The organism is Botrimarina mediterranea (assembly GCF_007753265.1).
Taxonomy (GTDB): domain Bacteria; phylum Planctomycetota; class Planctomycetia; order Pirellulales; family Lacipirellulaceae; genus Botrimarina; species Botrimarina mediterranea.
Map to the genome: position 1 here is coordinate 5,818,132 of NZ_CP036349.1, position 21,303 is coordinate 5,839,434.

Consider the following 21,303-nt stretch of genomic DNA (forward strand, 5'->3'; position numbering starts at 1 on the left):
CTGGTGGTTGGCGTTCAACGCAGGAACGACTCCACCCGCTCGTGGAGCCGGATCACGGCGTCATGCGTCTGGTCCGCGTCGGAGCTGCTCTTGAGCACCCGCACCGCATCCTCCCAGAGGAACTTCGGCAACATAGCCCGCTCGGCGGCGCCCTCGACCGCACGACCCACCGACGCGGCGAGTTCCGGGTGATCCTGCGCCACGACCAATAGCGCATTAGTCTTCAGCGCGATCTCCAACAGCGCCGCATGATCGACGCCGTGCGCTTGCGTCAACTCGACGCCGGCGCGCGACGCCGCGCCGAGCATGTTCTGGACGCGCTCGTCGGCGTCGGTTGCGGCGCCCCCCGTGCTCGGATCGGCGATCCGGAGCGACTTCGACAACCGCTCGACTTCGCTCCGCCACTCGGCGACCTCGGTCGGCGTCGCGCCGTCGAGGTCCGCCAGCTCGGCAAGACCCAACTTGCCGCCCAACAGCCAGGCCAAGTGCCGGGTGTTGAACTCCAGCACCGGCACCGCCGGCAACGGCTGCATCACATCCGCCGCCATCGGCGCCGCACGCTCCGCCGCCCGCGGCTTAGCGGCCTCAGGCTCGGGCTCGGGCTCAGGCAACGGCTCGGTCTTCTCCGGCTCCGCTTCCGGCTCATCAAACAGCGAAGCGTCATCCGCGGGCGCCGTCGGCTCGTCGAGCGGCAGCATCGGTGATTCGTTCGCCCATGGTTCCTCGCCCGGCGGTTCTTCGAAGGGCGGCTTTGCCGCCGGAGCCTCCGTTGCGGGCTCCTCGGGTTCATCTCCCCACAGCTCGTCCACCAAGTCAGCATTGGCCGAAGCGGTCGCCGAGGGCTCTTTCGGCTCTAACTCTGGCTTCGGGTCTTCGGCCGGCGCCTCGACGACAGGCGTTTCCACAGCCGGTTTCGCAGCCGAATCGAGCCACCAACCATCGTCATCGGGTGCGGCGGATTCGGTAGCGGTCGGCGGCGGGCTCGCTTGTTCCTCTGTAACTGCGGGCACTGCGGTCGGCTTAGGCTCCTCCGCCGGCGGTGTTTCGGCTACCGCCTCGATAGAATCGCTCGCCGGCTCGTCGGTCGTCGAGCTGTAAGCCTCATTCAAGAAGGCACCGAAGCCGTCGTCCTCCTCTTCCGGCTTCGAATCGTCCGCCACGGGGGGCGTCGCCGACGCTGTTGGGGGTTCGTCCACCGCAGCGAACAACTCTCCCGCTTCCTCCGGAGCCTCGGCGGGACTCTCAGACGCTTCCCACGGCAGCCGTTCGGGTGGAGCCTCGGCAGTGTCGTTCGCCGGCGTGTCCGCGGGGACCGGATCGGCCTCAATCGAATCGGACCCGGCCATGTCGGTCCCGGTCGATCCGCCAACGTTCTCGTCCGGCGTGAACGCCGGCGCCTCTCCCGTTGACGCCCCGTTCTCGGACGCCCCGTTCTCCGGCGCCGCGTACGGAACCTCCTGGGGGCAACCCACGACTAACGGGAGCACCAGCAGCACCGCCGCCAGGGGGGCGTGACGTTTAGCGAAGAATCGTTCCGTCCGCACTTTGCGCCTTCTGACCATCGGGGAGAATAAGGAGAGGTCCGGCCACGGAGCGGCGCGCCGTCCTCCCTCGCTCAAAAGTCTACCGGCCCTCCCGCCCCGACGCACGGCCTCCCGCCTCGCCCGCCCCCACCTCCGCCCATGCCATCTCCCGATCGCCAACCGCTGACCCGACGACAGTGGCTCGGCCGCATCGCCGCGGGCGGCGTAACGCTAGCACTCGGCTCCTACGCCTACGCGCGGCGAATTGAGCCCCATTGGGTCGAAATAACGCATCACACGATGCCCCTGATGAATCTGTCGTCGTCGCTCGTTGGTAAACGGCTGGTACAGATCAGCGACCTGCACGTCGGTCCGGTCGTCGATAACAGCTATCTGCGTACTGTACTGCGCAGTCTAGAAGAGTTGGGTCCTGACTACCTCGTTATCACTGGAGATCTGATGTCGAGCCGCCGCGCCGAGTCGGTCGATCTCGTAATCGACACGCTGCGCGACTCGCCCGTCATCGACCTGCCGACTTTCATCGTGCTGGGCAACCATGACTACGGGGAAGGATTCCGCAACGACTTCGTCGCCGATGAACTCGTGGACAAGGTGCGTAACCTTGGTGTCACTGTTCTCCGCAATGAGTCCATCGATATCGACGGCCTCCAAATCGCCGGTTGCGACGACCGCTGGGCGCGACGCACCGACCTCAACGCGACCTTTGCCCGCGTCGATCACACCCGCCCGACCATCTGCCTCGCCCACAACCCCGATATCGCGGACCTCCCCGATTGGTCCACGTTCGGCGGCTGGATTCTCTCGGGCCACACGCACGGCGGGCAGTGCCGCTTCCCGATCATCGGCGCCCCGGTCCTGCCGATTAAGAACAAGGCCTACGCCCGTGGGCACGTCTCGCTCAATGGGGGACGAAACCTCTACGTCAATCGCGGCCTCGGTTACACACGCCGTATCCGCTTCGGCGTCCGGCCAGAAGTAACGGTCTTTACACTGACGCCCGTCTGAACGGGTCCTGCGGGCGCGCCGGGTTGGATCGCTCCGGTGGCGTCGGCTGACCCCGGCGGGCGCCAGATTGCACAGGTGAACCTCGTGATTCGGCGTTGGACGCTGCGGGAATCCGATCGCATGTTTGCGGTATCCCCCGGGCGCCTTCGGCGCGTCCGGCGCCCTGCCGCTGGTCCATCGCGCCCGTCATGTCGTTCGTCAATTCGTCGCTCGAATCGGCACTTCCCCCCGATCTAGCGGCCGCGCTCGCCAAGCGCGCCGCGGCCAACGCCCCGCAGCTGCCCGGGGCGATGCCTGCCTCGGCGCCGGCGCGTCACCGCGTTGCCGACGCCCAAGAACCCTTCCCACCGCCGCCGCCCGAGCCACGCGACCTCGCCGAAGCCGGTCTCACCGAGGGCGCCGTCGATGCCCTGTTGATGAAGACCCTGCTGGGCCGCGTCACCGCGTCCGGCGCCGACCTCGCGCGGCAGAGCTGCCTGTCGCACGCCATCGTCACCGCGGCGCTCGCGCGGATGCGTGACGAGCTGCTCGTGGTCATCAAGGGCCAGGCGCTCGGCGGCGACTACTCGTATCAACTCTCCGAAGCAGGACACACCCGCGCCCGGCAACACGCCGAGCACGGCGCCTACGCCGACGCCGCCCCCGTGCCGCTCGCCGCCTACGAACGCGCCATCCGCGCGCAGGCGGTCGGTCAGACGCGCGTCACGGTCGAGACGCTCCGTCAAGCGTTCGACGAGATGACGCTCGGCGAGAGCATGCTCAGCCTGCTCGCCCAAGCCGTCTCCGACGGTCGCGGCCTGTTCCTCTACGGCGCGCCAGGCAACGGCAAGACGACCATTGCCGAGCACGTCTGTGGCGCGTTCGGCAAGCATCTCTGGATACCGCGGGCCATTTCGATCGGCGGCGATGTCCTAAAGCTCTTCGACGAGAGCTGCCATCAACCGATCGAGTCCGAGGAGCTGCAAGGCGTCCGCTACGACCGCCGCTGGGTGCTCATCAAGCGGCCCACCGTCGTCGTCGGCGGTGAGCTAACGCTCGAGCAGCTCGACCCCGCGTTCAACGCCGCCAGCGGCGTCAGCGAAGCGCCCGTGCAGATGAAGGCCAACGGCGGCGTCCTGGTGATCGACGACTTCGGCCGGCAACGCGTCAGCAGCACCGAGCTGCTCAACCGCCTGATCGTCCCGCTCGAAAAGCAGTTCGATTACCTGTCGCTCGCTTCGGGCCGGCAGGCGCGGGTCCCCTTCGAGATGCTCTGCGTCCTTTCGACGAACCTCGAGCCGAGCCAACTCGTCGACGAGGCCTTCCTGCGGCGCATCCCCTACAAGGTCGAAGTCGACAACCCCACGCCCACGCAGTTCCGCGACCTCTTCAGGCACTACGCCAAGCAACTCGGCATCGAACTCCCCTCCGGCGCCGTCGAGACGCTGATGTCGGAACACTACGCCCCGTCCGAGCGGCCCCTGCGCTTCTGTCACCCCCGCGACCTGTTGCGGCAGGCGAAGAACTACTGCACGGTGCACGACCGCCCGATGGTCGCCGACACCGAGAGCCTCGGCGCGGCGGTGCGGAACTACTTTGCGGGGTTGTGAGCGTGTGTTAGCGAGTGGTGCACTGTTCGTGGCCCACTCCGGGCGCTAACGCATTCCGGCTCTCTGCCCACGGCATGGCTAGCCAATAGGCAAGTCAGGGAGCCGGAATGCGTAATCGCCCGGAGTAGCCCCCCAACAACGCGCACCACTCAATTGGGCCAAATCACCGCGACGCCCATCACGGAATGTAGAAGTACCGCGCCAGCGGCCGATCGCTGTGCTTGGCGTTCACCATCAGCGTGCCGTAGTGGCGACGACGGATCGTGTTGCCGTAGAAATGGCCCAAGCGGTTCGGCCGTTCCAGGAGGGGCTGCTCACGGACCTGAGCCTCAGCGCTGAGCGCTCCCGCAACGGGAGCGACGACTGGCGCCACGACGGCAGCAGCCGGCGATGCGGGGGCCTGGGCCGGGGCGATCGTAGCTACGGCGCTAACGAGGGCGAGCGAAGCAATCGAGCGAGCAATCATCGGAATAATCTAATCGGTGTGCGGGTTCACGGGTGATCCATCGACCCTCAGTCTCTCAGCAAGCCTCAGAGCTTACCTCCTCGACTAAAGATCGTCCGAGTCCCCCCCCGCAACTGTGGCGCCAGCTCGCCAGGCCGCAGAATCGACATCATCCCCAATAAAGCGCACCGAACCGTCCGCCAGGGCGGCGTTTACGCCGCCTGGATGCAAACTGCGGGCGGCCCGCCAGCCGAACGCCCGGAAGATGGTTGCCGGCATGCCGCCGATCGCCGCCGCCATGCAGTCCGCTTCCGCCGCGTTGGGCGTGTGGTAGTGGTTGTAGAGCGCACAACGAAACTCGCCGTTGGCCCAGGCGAAACCACGTGGGTCGGAAACGTTCCAATCAGCCGGCCCCGCACACTTCGCGTCGGTTAGCGGCAGGGTCACCATCTTGTACTCGTAGACCGGGTCGTGCGGGTCGCTCGGACGCGGGACACCAAGCGGGCTCTCGCTGGCGAGGACCGTCTTGGAAAGACCGTCGGTGATCTGCGCCGGCCGCAACTCAGAATTGATCCCAAACAGGCCGCCGGTATCCGCCGGACTGCCGTCGTCGAACGGCGTCGCCGGATCGCCCAGGCCAATGCCCGCGCAGACGGCGTAGTTGGTGGGCCCGAACTTATCGCTCACGGGCAGTCCCTGATCGCTCGGGCAGAGGTACTCGGCGAGCGTCTGCTTCACCGGCTCGACGTTCGCCGCCGAGACGCTGCCGCTGACCCCCGTGTAGAGCGGCTGCGTCATGTCCAGTGCGTCGTAAGCCGCGCCGCTTTCGAGGTACGGCAAGATCGCCGCCAAAGCGCTCCACCGGTAAAAGTTGTGGGGCGTCGCCGGGTTGTCGGGGTTGGCCTGCGACACGGCGCCGGAAGGGAAGTGTCCCTGCGCGGCGACGTGGTTCTGCATCGCGACCGCCACCTGCCGCAGCTTGTTGACGCACGACGTCCGCCGTGACGCCTCGCGAGCCGCCTGCACGGCCGGAAGCAAGAGTGCGACGAGGATGCCGATGATCGCCACGACGACCAGGAGTTCAACGAGCGTGAACCCTGCCTGATGTGAGCGATCTGCCCGTCCAGCGGTCAAGGGCGTCCTCGATGTCATACGCGACGATTGGCAAAGGCGCCGACCATGGCGATCGCGGCGAGCACCACGACCGACGGCTCGGGGACCGACGCCACACCAACGGATTCTGGCGCGAAGGCGATGGCGCTGATCGGCGGCAAGCCCTCGACGATCGTCCCCAACAGGCCGCCGTCGCGGCCAAACTCGATCAACGCCCCACGGTTGTCGGGACGCCGCGTCAGGCCCAGCGTGCTCACCAAGAACGTCCCGTCGGGGGTTTCGAGCAGGCCCGACGGCGAGTTACTCGGCGCCGCCTCGTTGGCCGTGTCGGGAAGCGGATCGGGGATCGCCGGCGGGATGATGGCCAGCTCCATGCCGAACGATCCGTCCATCGTGTACTGCGTCAGTTGGTTGCCGTTGAGGTCGGTGATGACGATGGTCGCCTCTTCTCCCTCGGCGTCTCGCCACACGGTGTAATCGGCGGCGTCGACGACGCCGTCGAAGTTGCCGTCGGCGGCGGGGTCGTCCGTCCCATAGGCGGCGGCCCAGACGTCGTAGTCGGGCTCATTGACAACCCCGTCGCGGTTATAGTCGGCGGCGGCGTAAACGACGAACGGCTTGCTCCCGCCGCGTACGCCGGGCGTCGCCCCGAATGGCACCAGCGGGTCCTCGGCGCCGAGTTGTAAGACCGCGCCCGGCCCGCCGAACGGATCGCCGACCGACACGAGCAAGTCGCCCGCCGGGGAGTAGGCCATGCCCGAAGGATACGGCAGTCCATCGGCAAGGTTCGTCGCCGGCGCGCCGGTCGCGAGTTCGTAAGGTGTGATCGAACCGAAGGCGGTCGCCGCCAGCACTTGCCCGTCGCCGGTCAGCAAGAGGTTGTTGTAGCCGTTGCCTTGTTCAACTTCCGCTTGCGGCAAGGCGGCAAACGCCCCGGGCAGGCCCGGGATGTTCGACTCGAGTGGCGCGCCGGTCAGCGCGTCGAAGTGGAAGATGAGTCCCGAGAGCGTCGAGACGTACATCCGATTCGTCCCGGAATCGACGACAACGTCGGTCGGATAGATGAACCCCGTCTGCGGAGACTCGGGGATGAAGGTCGAGACCGAGCCTGTCTCGACATTGATCTTCAGCACGCCGGTGAGCGTCGGGTCGGGGTCAGCGGGCGATTCAACCGGGAAGAAGCTCGTCGCAAAAACGTCGAGGGCCATCGCCTCCGTATTCGCCAGTACGAGAGTCGCCAGGGCGGCAAGAGCCCCGTGTCCAAGAAAACGCATCGCGTACTTCTCCGCGCCGTAGGTGGGATATCAAGGTGAGAGCAGCGGCCATGCCGGCAGCGGCGTTCCATCAGAGGTGGGAGGACCGATCATAGACGTCGGACGGCTCCGGGTGAACGGTTGGCCGTAAATGCCCACGAAATAGCGTGGGATGGAGAACACTGCCCGCTCAGCCTATGCGCTTCGCGAACGGCTCTGGCGCCAGTACTTGAGACCCGGGACGAAGAACGTCAGGCCCGACACCACGCCGTAAAGCGTGAGTCCGTAGGCGAATCCCGCCGACTGCAGCGCCGCCATCCCCAGCGCCGAGGCGAACAACGCGACCGCATGCACATAGAAGGCGCCGGCGAGGATCCCCGCTTTCACGACGAAGACCATCCCACTGATGATCCCCAGCACGGGCGAGAGCGTCAGCACCGGCAGCCCCAGCAGGTGCTCGACCGCAAACAGCACCATCACCGCCGCGACGCTCGCCCCCCAGACGTGGGCAATGTGCCGCTCGACCGCCGTCACCGGCCCCGCGCGGTGACGCAGCCGCCAGAAGATCGGCGCCCACACGGCCAGCGCGCCGCCCCACAAGAGGACGTAGGGCGTCGTCGTCGTCATCACCGGCCACGTCGGCTGCATGAGCTGGAAGACGTTCGTCACCACGCAGATCACCAGCAGCACCAGCGCGTGCCACATCCACAACAGGCCCCAGTTCTCAAGCAACGTGGCGTGGTGCGTCTCGCGGAAAACGCGCGCGAGGACCTGCGTGAACTGCCCGCTGCGCGCCGCGATTGGCTCGCTACGCAAGAACGCGTCGAGGTCCGCCGCCAGCGCCGCCGCCGACGCGTAACGCAGTTCGCTCGGCTTCTGCAAGCAGCGGAGGATGATCATCTCAAGGTCGCGATCGACACGCCGGTTGAGCACCCGCGGCGGGGCGGGGTCTTGCTCCAACAATTGCAACACCGTGTCGACGCTCGTCGGCCCCTGGAACGGCGGCCGCCCCGTCACCAGCGCATAGAGGATCGCGCCGAGGCTGTAGACATCCGTCACCGGCCCCACGTCGCCGCGCGAACCGGCTGCTTGCTCCGGAGCCATGTACGACGGCGTCCCGAGTATAGCGCCAGACATCGTGAGCGACGGCGCCGAACCTTCGCCGAAGCGCTTCGCCAGGCCGAAGTCGGTGACATGCACGCGGCCTTCGCTATCGAGCAAGATGTTCGCGGGCTTAAGGTCGCGGTGCAGCACGCCCTTGTGATGCGCCGACTCGATCGCCCGCGCCACGTCGCGCACCACCCGCGCCGCTTCGCGGTCCGGCAAAGGGCCCCGCGCCAATCGCGCCGCGAGCGTCTCGCCCTCGACGAACGGCATGCTAAAGAACAGCTGCCCGCCGTGGTCGCCCACCTCGTGGATCGGCACGACGCCGGGGTGATCGAGCTGCGCCACCGCTTCGGCCTCGCTGCGGAACCGCAGCTGTTCCGCCCCCGATGCCAGCGCCCCGCGCAGGATCAGCTTCACCGCTACCGAGCGATCCAGGCTCTCTTGTCGCGCGCGATAGACGATGCCCATCCCCCCGCGGCCGACTTCCTCGGTCAACAAGTAATCGCCCAGCTGATAAGGCAGTGGAAGCTCTTGAGCAGGACCCGGCGCCGCAGAACCACTGCCGGGCTCATACAGCTCGGTCGTCGCCTGCGACGCCGACGCCACCGCGCTAGTGACCATGACCGCGCCCCACAAGTCGCGCAGATCGTCCTTGAGGTCGGGGTGCGAAGCAACGGCCGTCTCGAGCCACCCCGCATCACCTTCCATCGCCGCGACCGTCAATTCATCGAGCAACGCAGCAAGACGCTCATCGGCTTCGGTCGAGGTCGGCATAGTCAAGCGTTAACCCGAAAAGGATTAACCACGAAGGAACTAAGGAACAAAGTAAAGACTTCTTTATTCGCGCTGATCCGCAATATTCGCGGGCTCTCTTTTTTTAAACCTCCGTTCCTTAGTTCCTTTGTGGTTCAACCCCCTTCGTTTCCTTCGTTCCGTTGTGGTTCCAAATCGGAAAGCCGTTCGCGAAGACGGCGCATGGCGCGGAGGTGCCGCATGCTCGCGGCTTGGATGCTGAGGCCGAGGGCTTCGGCCGCTTCGCTGTTGGTGAGGCGTTCGAAGTGCCGCATCAGGATGATCTCTTGATCGAGCTCTTCGAGTTCGCCTACCGCCTCGGCGAAGCGGCGCTGCAGCTCGCGCCACGTTGCGGCCGCGGCGGGCGTCAATTCGCCGTCGGCGAGTTGGGCGGCGAGGTCGAGCACCGACTCCTCATCGTTGCGCGTCGCCCCGGCGAGCGGCTGCTCGCGGTCGATGCTCCGCCGCGCGGCGACCCGGTGCCGACGGTGCGCGTCGATCAGCCGGTCCTTCGCCATCTGCCGCAGCCACAAATGAAACGGCATCACCGGGTCGGCGAGGTAGTCCGCCAGCCGGCGGTTCGCCTCCACCAGCACGTCTTGAACGATGTCGCTAGCGTCCACGCGGCGCTCGAGCACCCGGTCCATCCGCAGGTCGATCATCCGCCGCACCGCGGCCCGATGGCGGTCGAAGAGCCGGTCGCGTGCGTCGGCGTCCCCCTCACGCACTCCATCCAGCAGCTTCTGCGTGTCGTCGGAGCGGGGCCAGATCGAGGTCATTTGGGGTAGAGCGGTGAGTCGCAGGCGGCGTGGATAGGCTCCTTCACTATCGGCGGACGGCGGAGTAATGGCAACGCGCGGGAGTGTTGGGTGGTGAGTTGATGAACCGGACGCTAAGGCGTCCCGGCTGATTAGCAACATCAGCCGCGGGGCCTTAGCCCCCGGTTCGCGTGCCAAAACGCCCACCCTCCCAAATCGTGTTTCTGGCCTTGTTTCCCTCAAGTTCCCGCTGCTAAAAGCCGCCGCGTGTGCCCCCGCCGCCGGGGGCGCCGCTGCGCAATCGTTTTGATTCCAACCCCGACAGCCGTTATGCAACGCTGGCGCCCCCTGCTTACCGCCCTGGTGATCGCCGCCGCGTCGCTGACGCCGGCCCTCGCCCAAGAGGCCAGCAACCCGGCCCCGCGCGGCGCGATGGGGATCCTTATCCGCAACCCCGACACGTCGCGCGGCGAACCGCCCTTCGCCATCGCCGACCAGTTCGGCAAAGTCCAGCGCCTCGTAGAGCCTTCGCCCGGCGTGTCCCTCGACCGCTTCGTCGGCGAGCGCATCCGCATCAAACACGACACGGGTCGCACGCTGCTGGCGTCGCAACTCGAACTGCCGACGGCCACGTCGTCGCGGAGCGAACCGCGCGTCCAACTAGGCAGCGTCTCGCCCGCGCAGTTCATCCCCCCACGCCGCGCGAGGGAGATCGATCCGCCACGGAGCTTCGGCGTCATCCCCACGCAAGCGACCGAAGACGGCGGCGAGGCGATCGATCTCGACAAGGTGCTCGCCGACGAAGCCCGCCGGGGGGAGACGCTCCCCGAGCCGGTGCGGGGTGGCTCGATCGAGCCCCTTCCCGCCGACGACTACTACCCCGAGGGGCAGTATCACGAATCGTCGCCCGAAGTCATCGACATGGGAATCGTCTCACCGCGGCGGCGGTCACCGCTCCTCCATCAAGAGCCGGGCCCGCCCATGCCGCTCGGCGGCTACGGCAGGGACTCGGGCTGCGTGACATGCAACCCGCCGTCGCAGCGCGGCTTCTATGCGCGGGCCGATTATCTGTTGTGGTGGTTCGACGGCATGGCGACGCCGCCGCTGGCGACGACCAACGACCTCGGGAACCCACCAATCCTCGGCGATGCCGGCACGCGCGTTGTCTACGGCGGCGAGATCCTTGATAACGCCCGCAACGGCGCGCAATTCACCATCGGCGCCTGGCTCGACGACCGCCGCGACCTGGCGATCGAGGGCGACTGGATGTTCTTCGGCAACGAGAACGACGCCTTCTCCTACAGTGACCCTACCGCGTCCGGCGTTTTCGGCCGACCGTTCTACAACACCGCGACCGACGCCCAAGACGTTCAGATCATCTCGCAACCAGGAGCCGCGGCTGGTTCCTTCAGCGTCGCCGCGCGAAGTGAGTTCGAGTCCTTCGGTCTCCGCGCCCGCACGGGCGTCGGTTGCCACGAACTCGGTGGCGGCGGCGGTTGCAGCTGCCCGACATGCACCAGCGGCCGCGGCCCGTTGAGCGGCGCCTTGGGTGGGATGCGTCAGCCGGCGCCTGCTATCTCGCGGATCGATTTCATCGCGGGCTACCGCTACCTGAACCTTGAAGAGAGCCTCGCCTTCAGCGAGAACGTCGCGCCGGTGACGCCCCCCATCTCGCGGTTCCTCAATGAGAGCTTCAATGCCAGCAACGAATTCCATGGCGCCGACCTCGGCTACGTCTACGACCTGCGGTCGAAGCGCTGGAACCTCGAACTCACCGGCAAGGTCGCCGTTGGCGGCACCCGCCAACGTGTCGGCGTCAACGGCACGACCAGCATCGGCGGGACGACGACCACCGGCGGCCTGCTAACGCCCGCGGGGCAAGTCGGCTACTACTCGCGCGACCGTTTCAGCGTCGTCCCCGAGCTGTCGGCCCGCGCCTCGTACCGCCTCACCGACCAGCTGAGCGTCAGCGCCGCGTACTCGTTGCTCTACTGGGCCAACGTCGTCCGCCCCGGCGATGTGATCGACCCCACCTCGCCCACCTTCGACTGGCAAGAGACCAGCCTATGGGCGCACGGATTGAATTTTGGGTTGGATTACAACTACTGAGGGGCGAGAGGTTCGGGACGAGGGACGAGGGAGCGCCAGGCGTAGGCGAGCCGGGAGCGTCAGCGACCGGAGGGCGCCGGGTGCCAGGATTCCTCCGGTCGCTGACCAGGATTATGCAAGGGCTAGCACGGTCCGATGGCGAAGAGGGAGTCCGCGTCCCATTCTGCATGGAGAGATTCTATTCCTTGCAGGGGGAGACGATCCGATGGAACGCGAACTCTGGCGGTTATTGTACCGTTTGGTGAAACAGTTGGACGTGGGATGGGGGAGTTGGAGGTACTCCACCGGCGACATCGTGGTGGTTTACCTGTGGGCGGTGGTCCACGACCGCCCCACCGCCTGGGCCGCGTGCCCCGAGAACTGGCCCACCGACCTCTGCCCTCAACCTTTGCCGACGCAAGGCACGCTGAGCCGACGCTTGCGTAAGCCCGCTTGCGTGCTGCTGCTGACGGCCGTGGAGCAGCGGCTGATCGGGCTGCTGAACCTGGGCCAGGGGATCGTCAAGAAGATCGATGGCAAGGCGCTCGCGGTGAGTCTGGTGAGCAAGGACCCCGACGCGGGCTACGGCCGTGGCGCCGGGGGCAAGCAGCTGGGCTACAAGCTGCATGTGATCTGGGGCGATGGGCCGATGCCGCTGGCCTGGGACCTCTCACCGATGAACGTCAGCGAGAAACGCGTGGCCCGCTGGTTGATCGAAGGGCTTGCCGGCGGCGGTTACCTGCTGGCGGACACCGAGTACGACGCCAACCCGCTCTACGACGCGGCCCAAGCCGAAGGGTTTCAGCTGGTGGCGAAGAAACGCAAGGGGAAAGGCTTGGGCCACCAACGACATTCGCCCAGTCGGCTGCGGAGCATCGAGCTGTTGGGGACGGCGTTCGGGGCGGCTCTCTACCGCCAGCGGACGGCGATCGAGACCTCCTTCGGGACGCTGGTCACCTTCGGCGGCGGGCTCGCCTCGCTCCCCGCCTGGGTCCGACGCTTCCACCGCGTCCGACACTGGGTCCAGGCCAAGCTCCTTATCGCCGGAACCCGCTCGCTCGCAAAGAACCCTCAGCTACTAGTTGCATAATCCTGTGACGCTCCCGGCTCGCCAGATGTCGCGATGCGGCTGCGCCTCGGCGGCTTGGCGGAGGGTTTCTTAGCGGGATAGACTTCTCTAGTCCTCGCCGCCCCTCCGCTTTGCCGTCACCATGCCCGACTCGCTCCCTAGCTCGCCCTACAGCCGAATCATCCTCAAGCTCTCCGGTGAGAGTTTCGCCCCCGCGGGCGAGCGAGGGATCAGCATGGCCGAGGTCGTGCATATCGCCAAGCAAACCGTCCGGGCGGCCCAGCAGGGCGTCGAGATCGGCATCGTCATCGGCGGCGGCAACATCCTCCGCGGCGCCCAGTTCACCGCCGGCGCCAGCAGCATCCAGGAGGCCACCGGCCACTACATGGGCATGCTCGCCACGGTGATCAACGGCCTGGCGCTGCAAGACGCGCTGGAGTCGGTCGGCGCTCAGACGCGGCTGATGACCGCCATCAAGATGGACGGCGTCGCCGAACCCTACATCCGCCGCCGCGCGAAGCGCCACCTCGAGAAGGGCCGCATCGTGATCTTCGCCGCCGGCACCGGCGCGCCGTTCGTGACGACCGACACCGCCGCCGCGCAGAAGGCGCTCGAACTCGAGTGCGACATCCTCATGAAGGCGACGCGTGTCGATGGCGTCTACAGCGAGGACCCCGAGAAGAACCCGCACGCGGTGCTCTACGATCACCTCACCTACAACCAGGTGCGCGAGAAGAACCTGCGGGTGATGGACTCCACGGCGATCGCCCACTGTATGGAGCACGACCTGCCGATCCTGGTGTTCAACTACCGCAACGACGGCAACATCGAACGCGCCGTCCGCGGCGACTCAATCGGCACCCGCGTCACGAGCGCCGCGCCGACGCCTGCTTAGTGGTGAGGTTAGGAAGGGAGATGAGGAGATGATCGGAGATGGGGGGATCGTGCTCGCCGCGGATGACGCCTTCGATATTGCAGGTTCGGTTGCGATGTGAGGCTTAGCCTAGATTAGATTTTGTAGGAGGCGTCTCCGACGCCGATTACGCGCACCATCACGGCTCGGCATGGATACCGAAATCGGCGTCGGAGACGCCTCCTACAGTTAAACAGGTATCTAGCTTCACACCATCGCCATCCCCAGAATCCCCCCCACATACCCCTCTTTTCTTTTCATAAACCGACCGCAAGCGAAGGCCCCGCAGCCCCTAGCCCCTAATCCCTAGCCCCTTTCCAAACCCATGTCCGTTGAAGAGATTTTGCTCGACGCCGAAGAGCGCATGGACAAAGCCGTTGAGAAGCTCAAGGGCGACCTCACCGGCATCCGTACCGGCCGCGCGAATCCCGGCATGGTCGATTCGCTCCGCGTCGACGCCTACGGATCACCGACGCCGCTCAAGCAATTGGCGAGCGTCAGCGCGCCCGAGCCACAGCAGCTGGTGATCCGGCCGTTCGATCCGTCGGTCATCAAGGACATCGAGAAGGCGATCATCGCCAGCGACCTGGGACTCGCGCCGCAGTCGGATGGCAAGGTCGTGCGGCTCAACATCCCCGCCCTTTCGGGCGACGTGCGGAAGAAGATGGTCGCCCGCACCAAGGACCTGACCGAAGAGTCGAAGGTCGCGATCCGCAACGTCCGCCGCGACGCTAACAAGAGCCTCGACCAGATGGAGAAGGACAAGGAGCTTAGCGAGGACGAGCTGAAGACCTACAAGAACGACGTCCAAGAGCTCACCGACAAGCACGAAAAGTCGTGCGACGACCTGGCGAAAGCGAAGACCTCGGAAGTGATGGAGCAGTAGGGTCCGCTGTGCGGACAGTGGAAGCCGTCGTCCGTAGCAAAGCCGCTCGTTTAGCAAGTTGGCCCGCGAATTACGCGAATCGACGCAAATCACCAGGAGATGATTCGTGGGTGAGATGACTTGGCACGAAGCGATCCAGCACGTGCTCGCCGAGAAGGGCGGGCCAATGCACTACGCGGAAATCACCGACCGCATTGTTCAGCTCAATTTAAGGTCAAGTTACGGCGCAACACCTGGAGCCACGGTAATTTCCCACCTCGGAACTTCCATCAACAAACAGGGAGCGGATTCGCCCTATCGAAAGGTCGCAAGTGCTACTTACGCTTTGCGAGCTATTGTCGAGAACCCGAAACCTACTCCCTACGTCGATGAAGTCGCCGAAATACTTTCTTCTGATGATGTTGAAGACGTCGGCCTCATCCAAGCCTTCGGCATGTACTGGCAACGCGACGCCGTGCATTGGCGCAACTCGCCCGCAATCCTCGGCCGTCAACATATAGGCGCTGAGACCGTCGATTTCTCGCGACAGCTCGGCGTCTATCTCCTGCACGACGGACGCGAAGTGACCTACGTCGGGCGGTCCATCGACCGGCCGATGGGGCAGCGACTCTTTGAGCACACCAAGGACCGTCTCCAAGCCCGCTGGAATCGCTTCTCGTGGTTCGGCTTGCTCCGCGTCACCGAAGATGGCCGACTGGTTGAGACACAAGCGACGCTCTCGATTGAGCTTGTCGCCGTAACGCTGGAAGCCGTGCTGATCGAGGGCCTCGAACCCCGTCAGAACCGCCGCCGCGGCGACGGCTTCAACGCGACCGAGTACCTCCAAGCTGAAGACCCCGAGATCCAGCGCCGTCAGACGCACCAACTGCTCGACTCGCTGAAAGCAAAGCTCTAGTTCGTACCCAGCAGTAGCTTCCGCAAACCACCACGACCAATCTAAGCCGTGGGCGGTAGCCCTCGGAGCGAAGCGGGTACCCGACATGCACCGAGGGCTACCGCCCACGGCTTAGACTTGCTCGATAGTCAACGGCATTTGGCGTGCTAGCACACTCGCAGATTTCTCTTCACCCAAATTGCGGCGGCTGCTAATCTCCCGGCCCCGCATACGTTGCGCCCGCGCTCCAACTCGCGTCGGCGCCGCTCATTTCCTGTCACGGACGACGGAGACCCAGCTATGGCCCGCAAGGACGCGGATCGTCGGAACGCCCCAAGAAACCCTGCCGCCACGCCCCGCCGGCGCTGGCCCCTCGTGGTCGCCGCGGCGATCGTCCTCGGCGCCAGTCTCTTGGCCCGCGGCGTCATTGGCGGCGATGAAGCCGAGGCCCAATCGCCGAGGCAAGGCGTCGCGCCGACCAGCCACCAGGCGCCCCTCGCCTCGGACCTCCCCGCCGGCGGCCCGCCCCACGACGTGATGGCGATCGTCAACGGCAAGGACATCAGCCGTCAGGCGCTCGTCCAGGCGTGCGTCGAACGCCACGGCGAGAGCGTCCTTGAAAGCCTCGTCAACAAGCGTCTCATCGAACACCACTGCCGCAAGAGGGGCGTCGAAGTCACCACGGCCGAAGTGGACGCCGAGGTCGATCGGATGGCTAAGCGCTTCAAGCTCGGCCGCGAGCAATGGCTCGAGCTGCTGAAGAACCAGCGCGGCGTCGATGAGGCCGAGTACAAGCGCGACATCCTCTGGCCGACGCTCGCCCTGCGTGAGCTGGCCGCCAAGGACATCCAGCCGACCGAGGCCGAGCTGAACCAAGAGTACGAGACTCGCTTCGGTCGCGCCGTGCAGGTGCGGCTGATCGTCGTCACCGACGCCCAGGTCGCCGCGAAGGTGCAGCGTGAGGCGGCCGCCCGCCCGGCCGAGTTCGCGCGCCTCGCCATGTCGCACTCGCAGGACGTCAACTCCGCGAGCATCGGCGGCTTGATCCAACCGATCCGCCCCCACTCGGGCGACCCGCGGGTCGAGCGCGCGGCGTTCAGTCTCAAGCAGGGCGAAGTCTCACCCGTCGTCAAAGCGGGCGAGCAATTTGTGATCCTCAAGTGCGAGGGCCACATCCCGCCGCGGAACGTTCCGATGGCCGAGGTCCGCGACGAGCTGGCCGAGTCGATCAGCGAGCAGAAGTTGCGCGGCGTCGCCAACACGCTGTTCGCCGACTTGCAGAATGCGGCGGTGATCCAGAACGTTTACAACGACCCCAAGTTCCGTGAGACGATGCCCGGCGTCGTCGCGACGGTGAACGGCGACAAAGTCTCGATGGCCGACCTCGGCCGCGAGTGCTTAATGCGTCACGGCGAAGAAGTCCTCGAAGTCGAGATCTCGCAGTTGCTGTTGCGTCAGGCCCTCGAAGCCGCGGGCAAGACCGTCGCCCAGTCCGACCTCGAAGCCGAGATGCGGCACGGCGCCGAACTCGCCGGCGTCCTCGACCAACAAGGCCAGCCCGACATGGCGCGCTGGGTGAAGATGGCGACCGAGGAGCAGGGCCTCGGTTACGAGCAGTATGTCCGCGACTCCGTGTGGCCCTCGGCCGCGCTGAAGAAGCTGACCGACGGCCGCGTCGAGATCACTGCCGAGGACCTGCAGAAGGGCTTCGAGGCCAACTACGGCGAGAAGGTCCGTTGCCGGGCGATCGTGCTGGGCAGCCTCCGCCGCGCCCAAGAGGTGTGGGACAAGGCCCGCCAGAACCCGACCGCGGAGTTCTTCGGCGACCTGGCCGAGGAGTACTCGATCGAGCCCTCCAGCCGCAGCCTGCGTGGCGAGGTGCCGCCGATCCGCAAGTACAGCGGCCAGCCCCAGCTCGAAGAGGCCGCGTTCGCCCTGGCGGACGGTCAGCTCTCGGGCATCATTCAGGTGGCCGACAAGTTCCTCATCCTCCGCAGCGAAGGACGCACCGAGTCGATCGGCGTGACGATGGCCGAGGTGCAGAGCGAGCTGCAGCGCGACATCCTCGAGAAGAAGATGCGACTGGCGATGAGCGAAGAGTTCGAGCGTCTCCGCAGCGGCGCCCGGATCGACAACTACCTCGCCGGCACCACGCAAGCGCCCGCCAAGAAGAGCGACACGAAGCAAGCCGCCCGCGTCAAGGACGGCAACGTGCGTCCCACCGCGGCGCTCCGCTGAGCGAGCGATTGTTGATTTCGACAAGAACGAAGCCCCGCGGCGCGCGAGCGCCGCGGGGCTTTTTGCTTTGCAAACGATGAATGCACCACGGATGACACGGAGGGGATAGGGGCGCGTTGTATCGATGTCACCCGCAGTTCTACTTTTCAACCTCGACTATTGGTGGGTTGGCGAATCGTTGCGCGGAATCCTTGGGCGGTCCGCATAGCGGACCCTCCTATCGGATCTCGCTTTGGGGGCCGATCGTGCCTTCGATTTGGCGGCGTCTTGCGCGGCCTTGCATCTCGATGGCGATGTCGCGTTGCTCGGTCGTCAGCAAGCGGTGGTCGAGCGCGACGAGCGTGTCGATCGCTAGTTGCGGTTCATCGACTTTCTTGACCGCGACCTGCGCGAGCGTCAGGCGGAGGTTGTTGACGCGTTGTTGGAGCTGCTCGATGAGGTCCACAAGGAGCGGCGTCGCTTCGTCGTAACGCTTGTCGCCGCGGAGGAAGTCGACCAGCGGCTGCAATCGCTGGGGGTCGATCCGCCAGCCCTCGCCCGCGGCGGTCATCTGTCGATGGAGGGCGAGGGCCGGGTCGTAGGCGCCGAGATCGATGTAGCGGTCGAACTGTCGCTTGGCTTCGGTGAGCCGGCGGCGGCGGGCGTCGGCGGGCGATTCGACCGGCGTCTGAGGGCGGGGAGCGTGCGAGCCGTTGACGGCCGGCGCCGGCTGGCCGGGGGCGTGGGGAGCGGGATCGGTCACGATTCGTAACTGGCGGAGGCGTTTCGGCGGGGGGAACAGTCGCACTCGGGTGGGGGCGTGGGCGCATCCCGGCGGTTCACCAGCCCCCGTCATCTAATTCGACCACACCCTCCGATTGCATTGCACGGGCGGCTTTCAAAACTCCTTTGGCGGCGGACCGTTGTTTGTCGGTCAACCGTTCGGCGTTGACGTTTGCGAGGAGTTCAAGGGCCCGGCCGGGGCGTTCGAGCTTCGTCACGCAGACGTGGGCGAGCGTCACTCGCAAGGGGTCGGCCGCCTGCGGCGCCGCTTCGATCAGTTCGGACAGGATCGGGGCCAGCTCCCGCCAATGCCCGGCGGCTTGGAGGCCCTTGGCGATCTGGTGCAGCGCGGCGGGCTCCAGCCGTAGACCGCCGCCCCGCAACTTCTGGTAGAGCGTCGCGGCGGCGACAGGGTTGCTGGCCTGCAGGTAGACGCCGATCTGCTGGCGGGCGGCCTGGAGCGAATCGCTCTGCCGCTTGGCGTCCTTGGCGGCTCGCTCGGCGGCGGCGGCCTCTTGGGCGGCATTCTCCTTGGCGATCGCGGCCTTGGATTTCGCCTTGGTCTTCGGCTTGTCGTCGCCAAAGTAGCGGCTGAAAAAGTCCCAGCCCTCGCAATCGACAACGCCGCGTTTGAGGAGGAACACCCCCAACGGCAGGCCAACCACGGCTCCCATGAGGTGCAGTACGCCGCTGGTGATGCCCTGCCCCAATAGCCCCGTCCATAACCCTGCGATTGCCAGGTCGAGGCCGACGTAGAGGGCCGCGACGCCGAGGATCGGGATGTCGGTGACTCCCATGTAGAAGGCGATCCAGTAGAAGAACTGGATCGAGTTCTCGGGCGCCCAGACCGCCGCGATCGCCATCAGGCCGTAGATCGCCGACGACGCGCCGAGTGAGCCGCCTCCTGTGGCGCCGAGCATCACGGCCTGCTCCAGGGCGGACTGGGCCGTCGCCGTCAGCAGGTAGATCGGCAGGAACTTCGCCGGGCCGAGCTTTCCCTCGACCACCAGACCGAACACCCACAAGAAGATCATGTTCCCGATCAGGTGCCCCCAACCCGCGTGCATGAACGGGGACAGGATCCACTGCTCGGGGTGCAGCCCCTGGCCGTACTGGAGTATCCAGGGGTCTAGGGACAGCTGGCCGATGTCCACCGCCAAGAACGCCAGCACGTTGGCGATGATCAGCCCAACCGTGGCGTAGGGCCAGTAGTAGACGGGGGCGTCGGTGCTGAACGGGAAGAACAAGGGAAGCGACCGACTGAGAGTGTTAGCGTTAAGAATGACCAATGACCAAGCCCCAATGACCAAGGGAGGGGGCAGGAGTCAGGGGTCAGGCTTGCAGGAAAAGGCAAGGGCGGAAGCTCCCCCATTGGTCATTGGGGCTTGGTCATTGGTCATTTAGCTTTTCTTTCAGGGCTCAGCCCGCAGGCCCGGACCGAGTATATTCCAAGGACCGGCCCGCCGCGCGAACCGACCGCCCCGCGGAGGTCTCCTGTGGGACCGGCACTTCCTATCAGTCCCTTCGCCCGCCGCTTGATGATGCCCAGCGACGACCCCAATACGCTCCGCGACGAGTCCGTCGACCCCCCCTTCGAGATCCGTGTCGCCGACCGCGTGACGCGGCTGCCGCCGTACCTGTTCGGCCGCATCAACAAGATGATCTACGACAAACGCGTCGCCGGGGACGACGTGATCGAGCTGGGCATGGGCAACCCCAGCGACCCACCCGAGACCGAGGTCATCGAGAAACTCGTCGAAGCGGCCCGCGACACCCGCAACCACCGCTACAGCAAGAACATCGGCATCGCCAACCTCCGCCGCGAGGTCGCCAGCAAGTACTTCAAAAAGTACGGCGTGCGGCTCGACCCCGACCAAGAGGTCATCACCTGCCTGGGATCGAAGGAAGGCTTCAGCCACATGATCCTGTCGCTGATGGGCCCCGGCGACACAGCGATGGTCCCGACGCCCTACTTCCCCGTGCACGTCTACGCCGTCGCGCTGGCCGGGGCGAACGTCATCCAGCTGCCGGTCACCAACTCCGATAAGTTCCTGTCGGCGATCGCCCACACGTGCGAGACACTCTACCCGAAGCCCAAGCTGCTGCTCTTGTGCTACCCGCACAACCCGTCGAGCGTGACGGTCGAGCAGCCTTTCTTTGACGAGGTGGTGAAGCTCGCGAAGAAGTACAACGTGATGGTCATTAGCGACTTCGCCTACGCCGACGTCGCCTACGACGGCTACAAGCCGCCAAGCTTCCTGGCTTCGCCCGGGGCGATCGACGTGGGCGTCGAGTTCACCACCATGTCGAAGGGCTACAACATGGCCGGCTGGCGCGTCGGCTTCTGCGCCGGCAACCGCCAGATGGTCAACGCGCTGGCGACGATCAAGGGCTACTACGACTACGGCATGTTCCAGGCGATCCAGATCGCGGCGATCGTCGCCCTCCGCGACACGCAGGCCGCCGTCGAGAAGCAGTCGTTGATCTATCAGGGCCGCCGTGACGCGCTCTGCGACGGACTCGTGCGGCTCGGCTGGGCCGACGCCCGGCCCAAGGCGGGCATGTTCGTCTGGCAGCCAATCCCCGAGCCGTGGAAGAGCCGCATGAGCACGATGGACTTCGCCATGCTGCTCTTGGACAAGGGGAACGTCGCGGTCAGCCCCGGCAGCGGCTTCGGCCCTGCGGGCGAGGGCTACCTGCGCATGAGCCTCGTGGAGAACGAAGAACGCCTCCGCCAAGCCGTGCGCCAGATCAAGGCGTGTCTCAAGGAAGCCGAGGCGGACTTCACGGGGAAGCCGGCTGTGGTGGCGAACGTGTAAAGAAATGGCGAGCCGGCGACGTTAGTCGTCGGTGGGAAGCGGATACTC

17 protein-coding genes are annotated in these 21,303 nt (G+C 66.0%); 9 read left to right on the plus strand and 8 right to left on the minus strand.

The window, feature by feature from the left end; genetic code table 11:
- Positions 1 to 14: 14 nt before the first annotated feature.
- Positions 15 to 1,544, minus strand: a complete 1,530-nt coding sequence (locus Spa11_RS22475; protein WP_145116825.1) for a hypothetical protein — start codon at positions 1,542 to 1,544, stop codon at positions 15 to 17.
- Between the two features lie 138 nt (positions 1,545 to 1,682).
- On the opposite strand from Spa11_RS22475, the gene Spa11_RS22480 reads away from it, so the two are divergent.
- Positions 1,683 to 2,549 (plus strand): metallophosphoesterase, encoded by an 867-nt coding sequence (locus Spa11_RS22480; protein ID WP_145116826.1) that lies wholly within the window; start codon positions 1,683 to 1,685, stop codon positions 2,547 to 2,549.
- Between the two features lie 188 nt (positions 2,550 to 2,737).
- Positions 2,738 to 4,138, plus strand: a complete 1,401-nt coding sequence (locus tag Spa11_RS22485) for an ATP-binding protein (RefSeq protein WP_145116827.1) — start codon at positions 2,738 to 2,740, stop codon at positions 4,136 to 4,138.
- A 178-nt stretch (positions 4,139 to 4,316) separates the two neighbouring features.
- Here Spa11_RS22485 and Spa11_RS22490 read toward each other — a convergent pair whose 3' ends face one another.
- From Spa11_RS22490 to Spa11_RS22510, 5 genes are all read right to left on the minus strand, one after another.
- Positions 4,317 to 4,604 carry a hypothetical protein gene (locus Spa11_RS22490; protein ID WP_145116828.1) on the minus strand — a complete coding sequence of 96 codons (288 nt, stop codon included), beginning with the start codon at positions 4,602 to 4,604 and terminating at the stop codon, positions 4,317 to 4,319.
- Positions 4,605 to 4,688: 84 nt separating this feature from the next.
- A complete protein-coding gene (locus Spa11_RS22495) occupies positions 4,689 to 5,717 on the minus strand; it encodes a DUF1559 domain-containing protein (RefSeq protein WP_197529598.1) in 1,029 nt (342 codons plus the stop codon).
- Between the two features lie 14 nt (positions 5,718 to 5,731).
- Positions 5,732 to 6,970: a hypothetical protein gene (locus tag Spa11_RS22500; protein WP_145116830.1), complete on the minus strand. Its 1,239-nt coding sequence runs from the start codon at positions 6,968 to 6,970 to the stop codon at positions 5,732 to 5,734.
- A gap of 174 nt (positions 6,971 to 7,144) precedes the next feature.
- The gene (locus Spa11_RS22505) at positions 7,145 to 8,830 is read right to left on the minus strand and encodes a serine/threonine-protein kinase (RefSeq protein WP_145116831.1); all 1,686 of its coding nucleotides are present in this window, start codon (positions 8,828 to 8,830) and stop codon (positions 7,145 to 7,147) included.
- A 134-nt stretch (positions 8,831 to 8,964) separates the two neighbouring features.
- Positions 8,965 to 9,627, minus strand: coding sequence for a sigma-70 family RNA polymerase sigma factor (locus Spa11_RS22510; RefSeq protein ID WP_197529599.1), 663 nt, complete (start codon positions 9,625 to 9,627; stop codon positions 8,965 to 8,967).
- Positions 9,628 to 9,936: 309 nt separating this feature from the next.
- Here Spa11_RS22510 and Spa11_RS22515 point away from each other — a divergent pair, with 309 nt between their 5' ends.
- The 6 genes from Spa11_RS22515 (at position 9,937) to Spa11_RS22540 (ending at position 17,674) form a co-directional block, all read left to right on the plus strand.
- Complete coding sequence (locus tag Spa11_RS22515; RefSeq protein WP_145116832.1) at positions 9,937 to 11,715, plus strand: BBP7 family outer membrane beta-barrel protein; 1,779 nt, start codon at positions 9,937 to 9,939, stop codon at positions 11,713 to 11,715.
- Between the two features lie 205 nt (positions 11,716 to 11,920).
- Positions 11,921 to 12,784, plus strand: coding sequence for a transposase (locus Spa11_RS22520; RefSeq protein WP_145113967.1), 864 nt, complete (start codon positions 11,921 to 11,923; stop codon positions 12,782 to 12,784).
- Between the two features lie 121 nt (positions 12,785 to 12,905).
- On the plus strand, positions 12,906 to 13,658 hold the full coding sequence (gene pyrH, locus Spa11_RS22525; protein ID WP_145116833.1) for a UMP kinase: 753 nt from the start codon (positions 12,906 to 12,908) through the stop codon (positions 13,656 to 13,658).
- A 343-nt stretch (positions 13,659 to 14,001) separates the two neighbouring features.
- On the plus strand, positions 14,002 to 14,562 hold the full coding sequence (gene frr, locus Spa11_RS22530; protein WP_145116834.1) for a ribosome recycling factor: 561 nt from the start codon (positions 14,002 to 14,004) through the stop codon (positions 14,560 to 14,562).
- A gap of 115 nt (positions 14,563 to 14,677) precedes the next feature.
- Positions 14,678 to 15,457, plus strand: coding sequence for an HTH domain-containing protein (locus Spa11_RS22535; RefSeq protein ID WP_145117116.1), 780 nt, complete (start codon positions 14,678 to 14,680; stop codon positions 15,455 to 15,457).
- A 279-nt stretch (positions 15,458 to 15,736) separates the two neighbouring features.
- Positions 15,737 to 17,674 carry a peptidylprolyl isomerase gene (locus Spa11_RS22540; RefSeq protein WP_145116835.1) on the plus strand — a complete coding sequence of 646 codons (1,938 nt, stop codon included), beginning with the start codon at positions 15,737 to 15,739 and terminating at the stop codon, positions 17,672 to 17,674.
- Between the two features lie 217 nt (positions 17,675 to 17,891).
- On the opposite strand, the gene Spa11_RS22545 is transcribed toward Spa11_RS22540, so the two are convergent.
- Positions 17,892 to 18,461 carry a hypothetical protein gene (locus Spa11_RS22545; protein WP_145116836.1) on the minus strand — a complete coding sequence of 190 codons (570 nt, stop codon included), beginning with the start codon at positions 18,459 to 18,461 and terminating at the stop codon, positions 17,892 to 17,894.
- Positions 18,462 to 18,492: 31 nt separating this feature from the next.
- A complete protein-coding gene (locus Spa11_RS22550; RefSeq protein WP_145116837.1) occupies positions 18,493 to 19,683 on the minus strand; it encodes a rhomboid family intramembrane serine protease in 1,191 nt (396 codons plus the stop codon).
- 291 nt (positions 19,684 to 19,974) lie between these two features.
- Between Spa11_RS22550 and Spa11_RS22555 the strand changes: the two genes are divergently transcribed.
- A complete protein-coding gene (locus Spa11_RS22555; protein WP_391503297.1) occupies positions 19,975 to 21,255 on the plus strand; it encodes an aminotransferase class I/II-fold pyridoxal phosphate-dependent enzyme in 1,281 nt (426 codons plus the stop codon).
- Positions 21,256 to 21,303: the final 48 nt, after the last annotated feature.

What these genes read in the sequence shown, in the direction of transcription:
- Spa11_RS22480 (WP_145116826.1), top strand. Translation starts at nt 1,683, where the DNA reads ATGCCATCTCCCGATCGCCAACCGCTGACCCGACGACAGTGGCTCGGC.
- Spa11_RS22485 (WP_145116827.1), top strand. Translation starts at nt 2,738, where the DNA reads ATGTCGTTCGTCAATTCGTCGCTCGAATCGGCACTTCCCCCCGATCTA.
- Spa11_RS22490 (WP_145116828.1), bottom strand. Translation starts at nt 4,604, where the DNA reads ATGATTGCTCGCTCGATTGCTTCGCTCGCCCTCGTTAGCGCCGTAGCT.
- Spa11_RS22500 (WP_145116830.1), bottom strand. Translation starts at nt 6,970, where the DNA reads ATGCGTTTTCTTGGACACGGGGCTCTTGCCGCCCTGGCGACTCTCGTA.
- Spa11_RS22505 (WP_145116831.1), bottom strand. Translation starts at nt 8,830, where the DNA reads ATGCCGACCTCGACCGAAGCCGATGAGCGTCTTGCTGCGTTGCTCGAT.
- Spa11_RS22510 (WP_197529599.1), bottom strand. Translation starts at nt 9,627, where the DNA reads ATGACCTCGATCTGGCCCCGCTCCGACGACACGCAGAAGCTGCTGGAT.
- Spa11_RS22515 (WP_145116832.1), top strand. Translation starts at nt 9,937, where the DNA reads ATGCAACGCTGGCGCCCCCTGCTTACCGCCCTGGTGATCGCCGCCGCG.
- Spa11_RS22520 (WP_145113967.1), top strand. Translation starts at nt 11,921, where the DNA reads ATGGAACGCGAACTCTGGCGGTTATTGTACCGTTTGGTGAAACAGTTG.
- pyrH (WP_145116833.1), top strand. Translation starts at nt 12,906, where the DNA reads ATGCCCGACTCGCTCCCTAGCTCGCCCTACAGCCGAATCATCCTCAAG.
- frr (WP_145116834.1), top strand. Translation starts at nt 14,002, where the DNA reads ATGTCCGTTGAAGAGATTTTGCTCGACGCCGAAGAGCGCATGGACAAA.
- Spa11_RS22535 (WP_145117116.1), top strand. Translation starts at nt 14,678, where the DNA reads ATGACTTGGCACGAAGCGATCCAGCACGTGCTCGCCGAGAAGGGCGGG.
- Spa11_RS22540 (WP_145116835.1), top strand. Translation starts at nt 15,737, where the DNA reads ATGGCCCGCAAGGACGCGGATCGTCGGAACGCCCCAAGAAACCCTGCC.
- Spa11_RS22555 (WP_391503297.1), top strand. Translation starts at nt 19,975, where the DNA reads ATGATGCCCAGCGACGACCCCAATACGCTCCGCGACGAGTCCGTCGAC.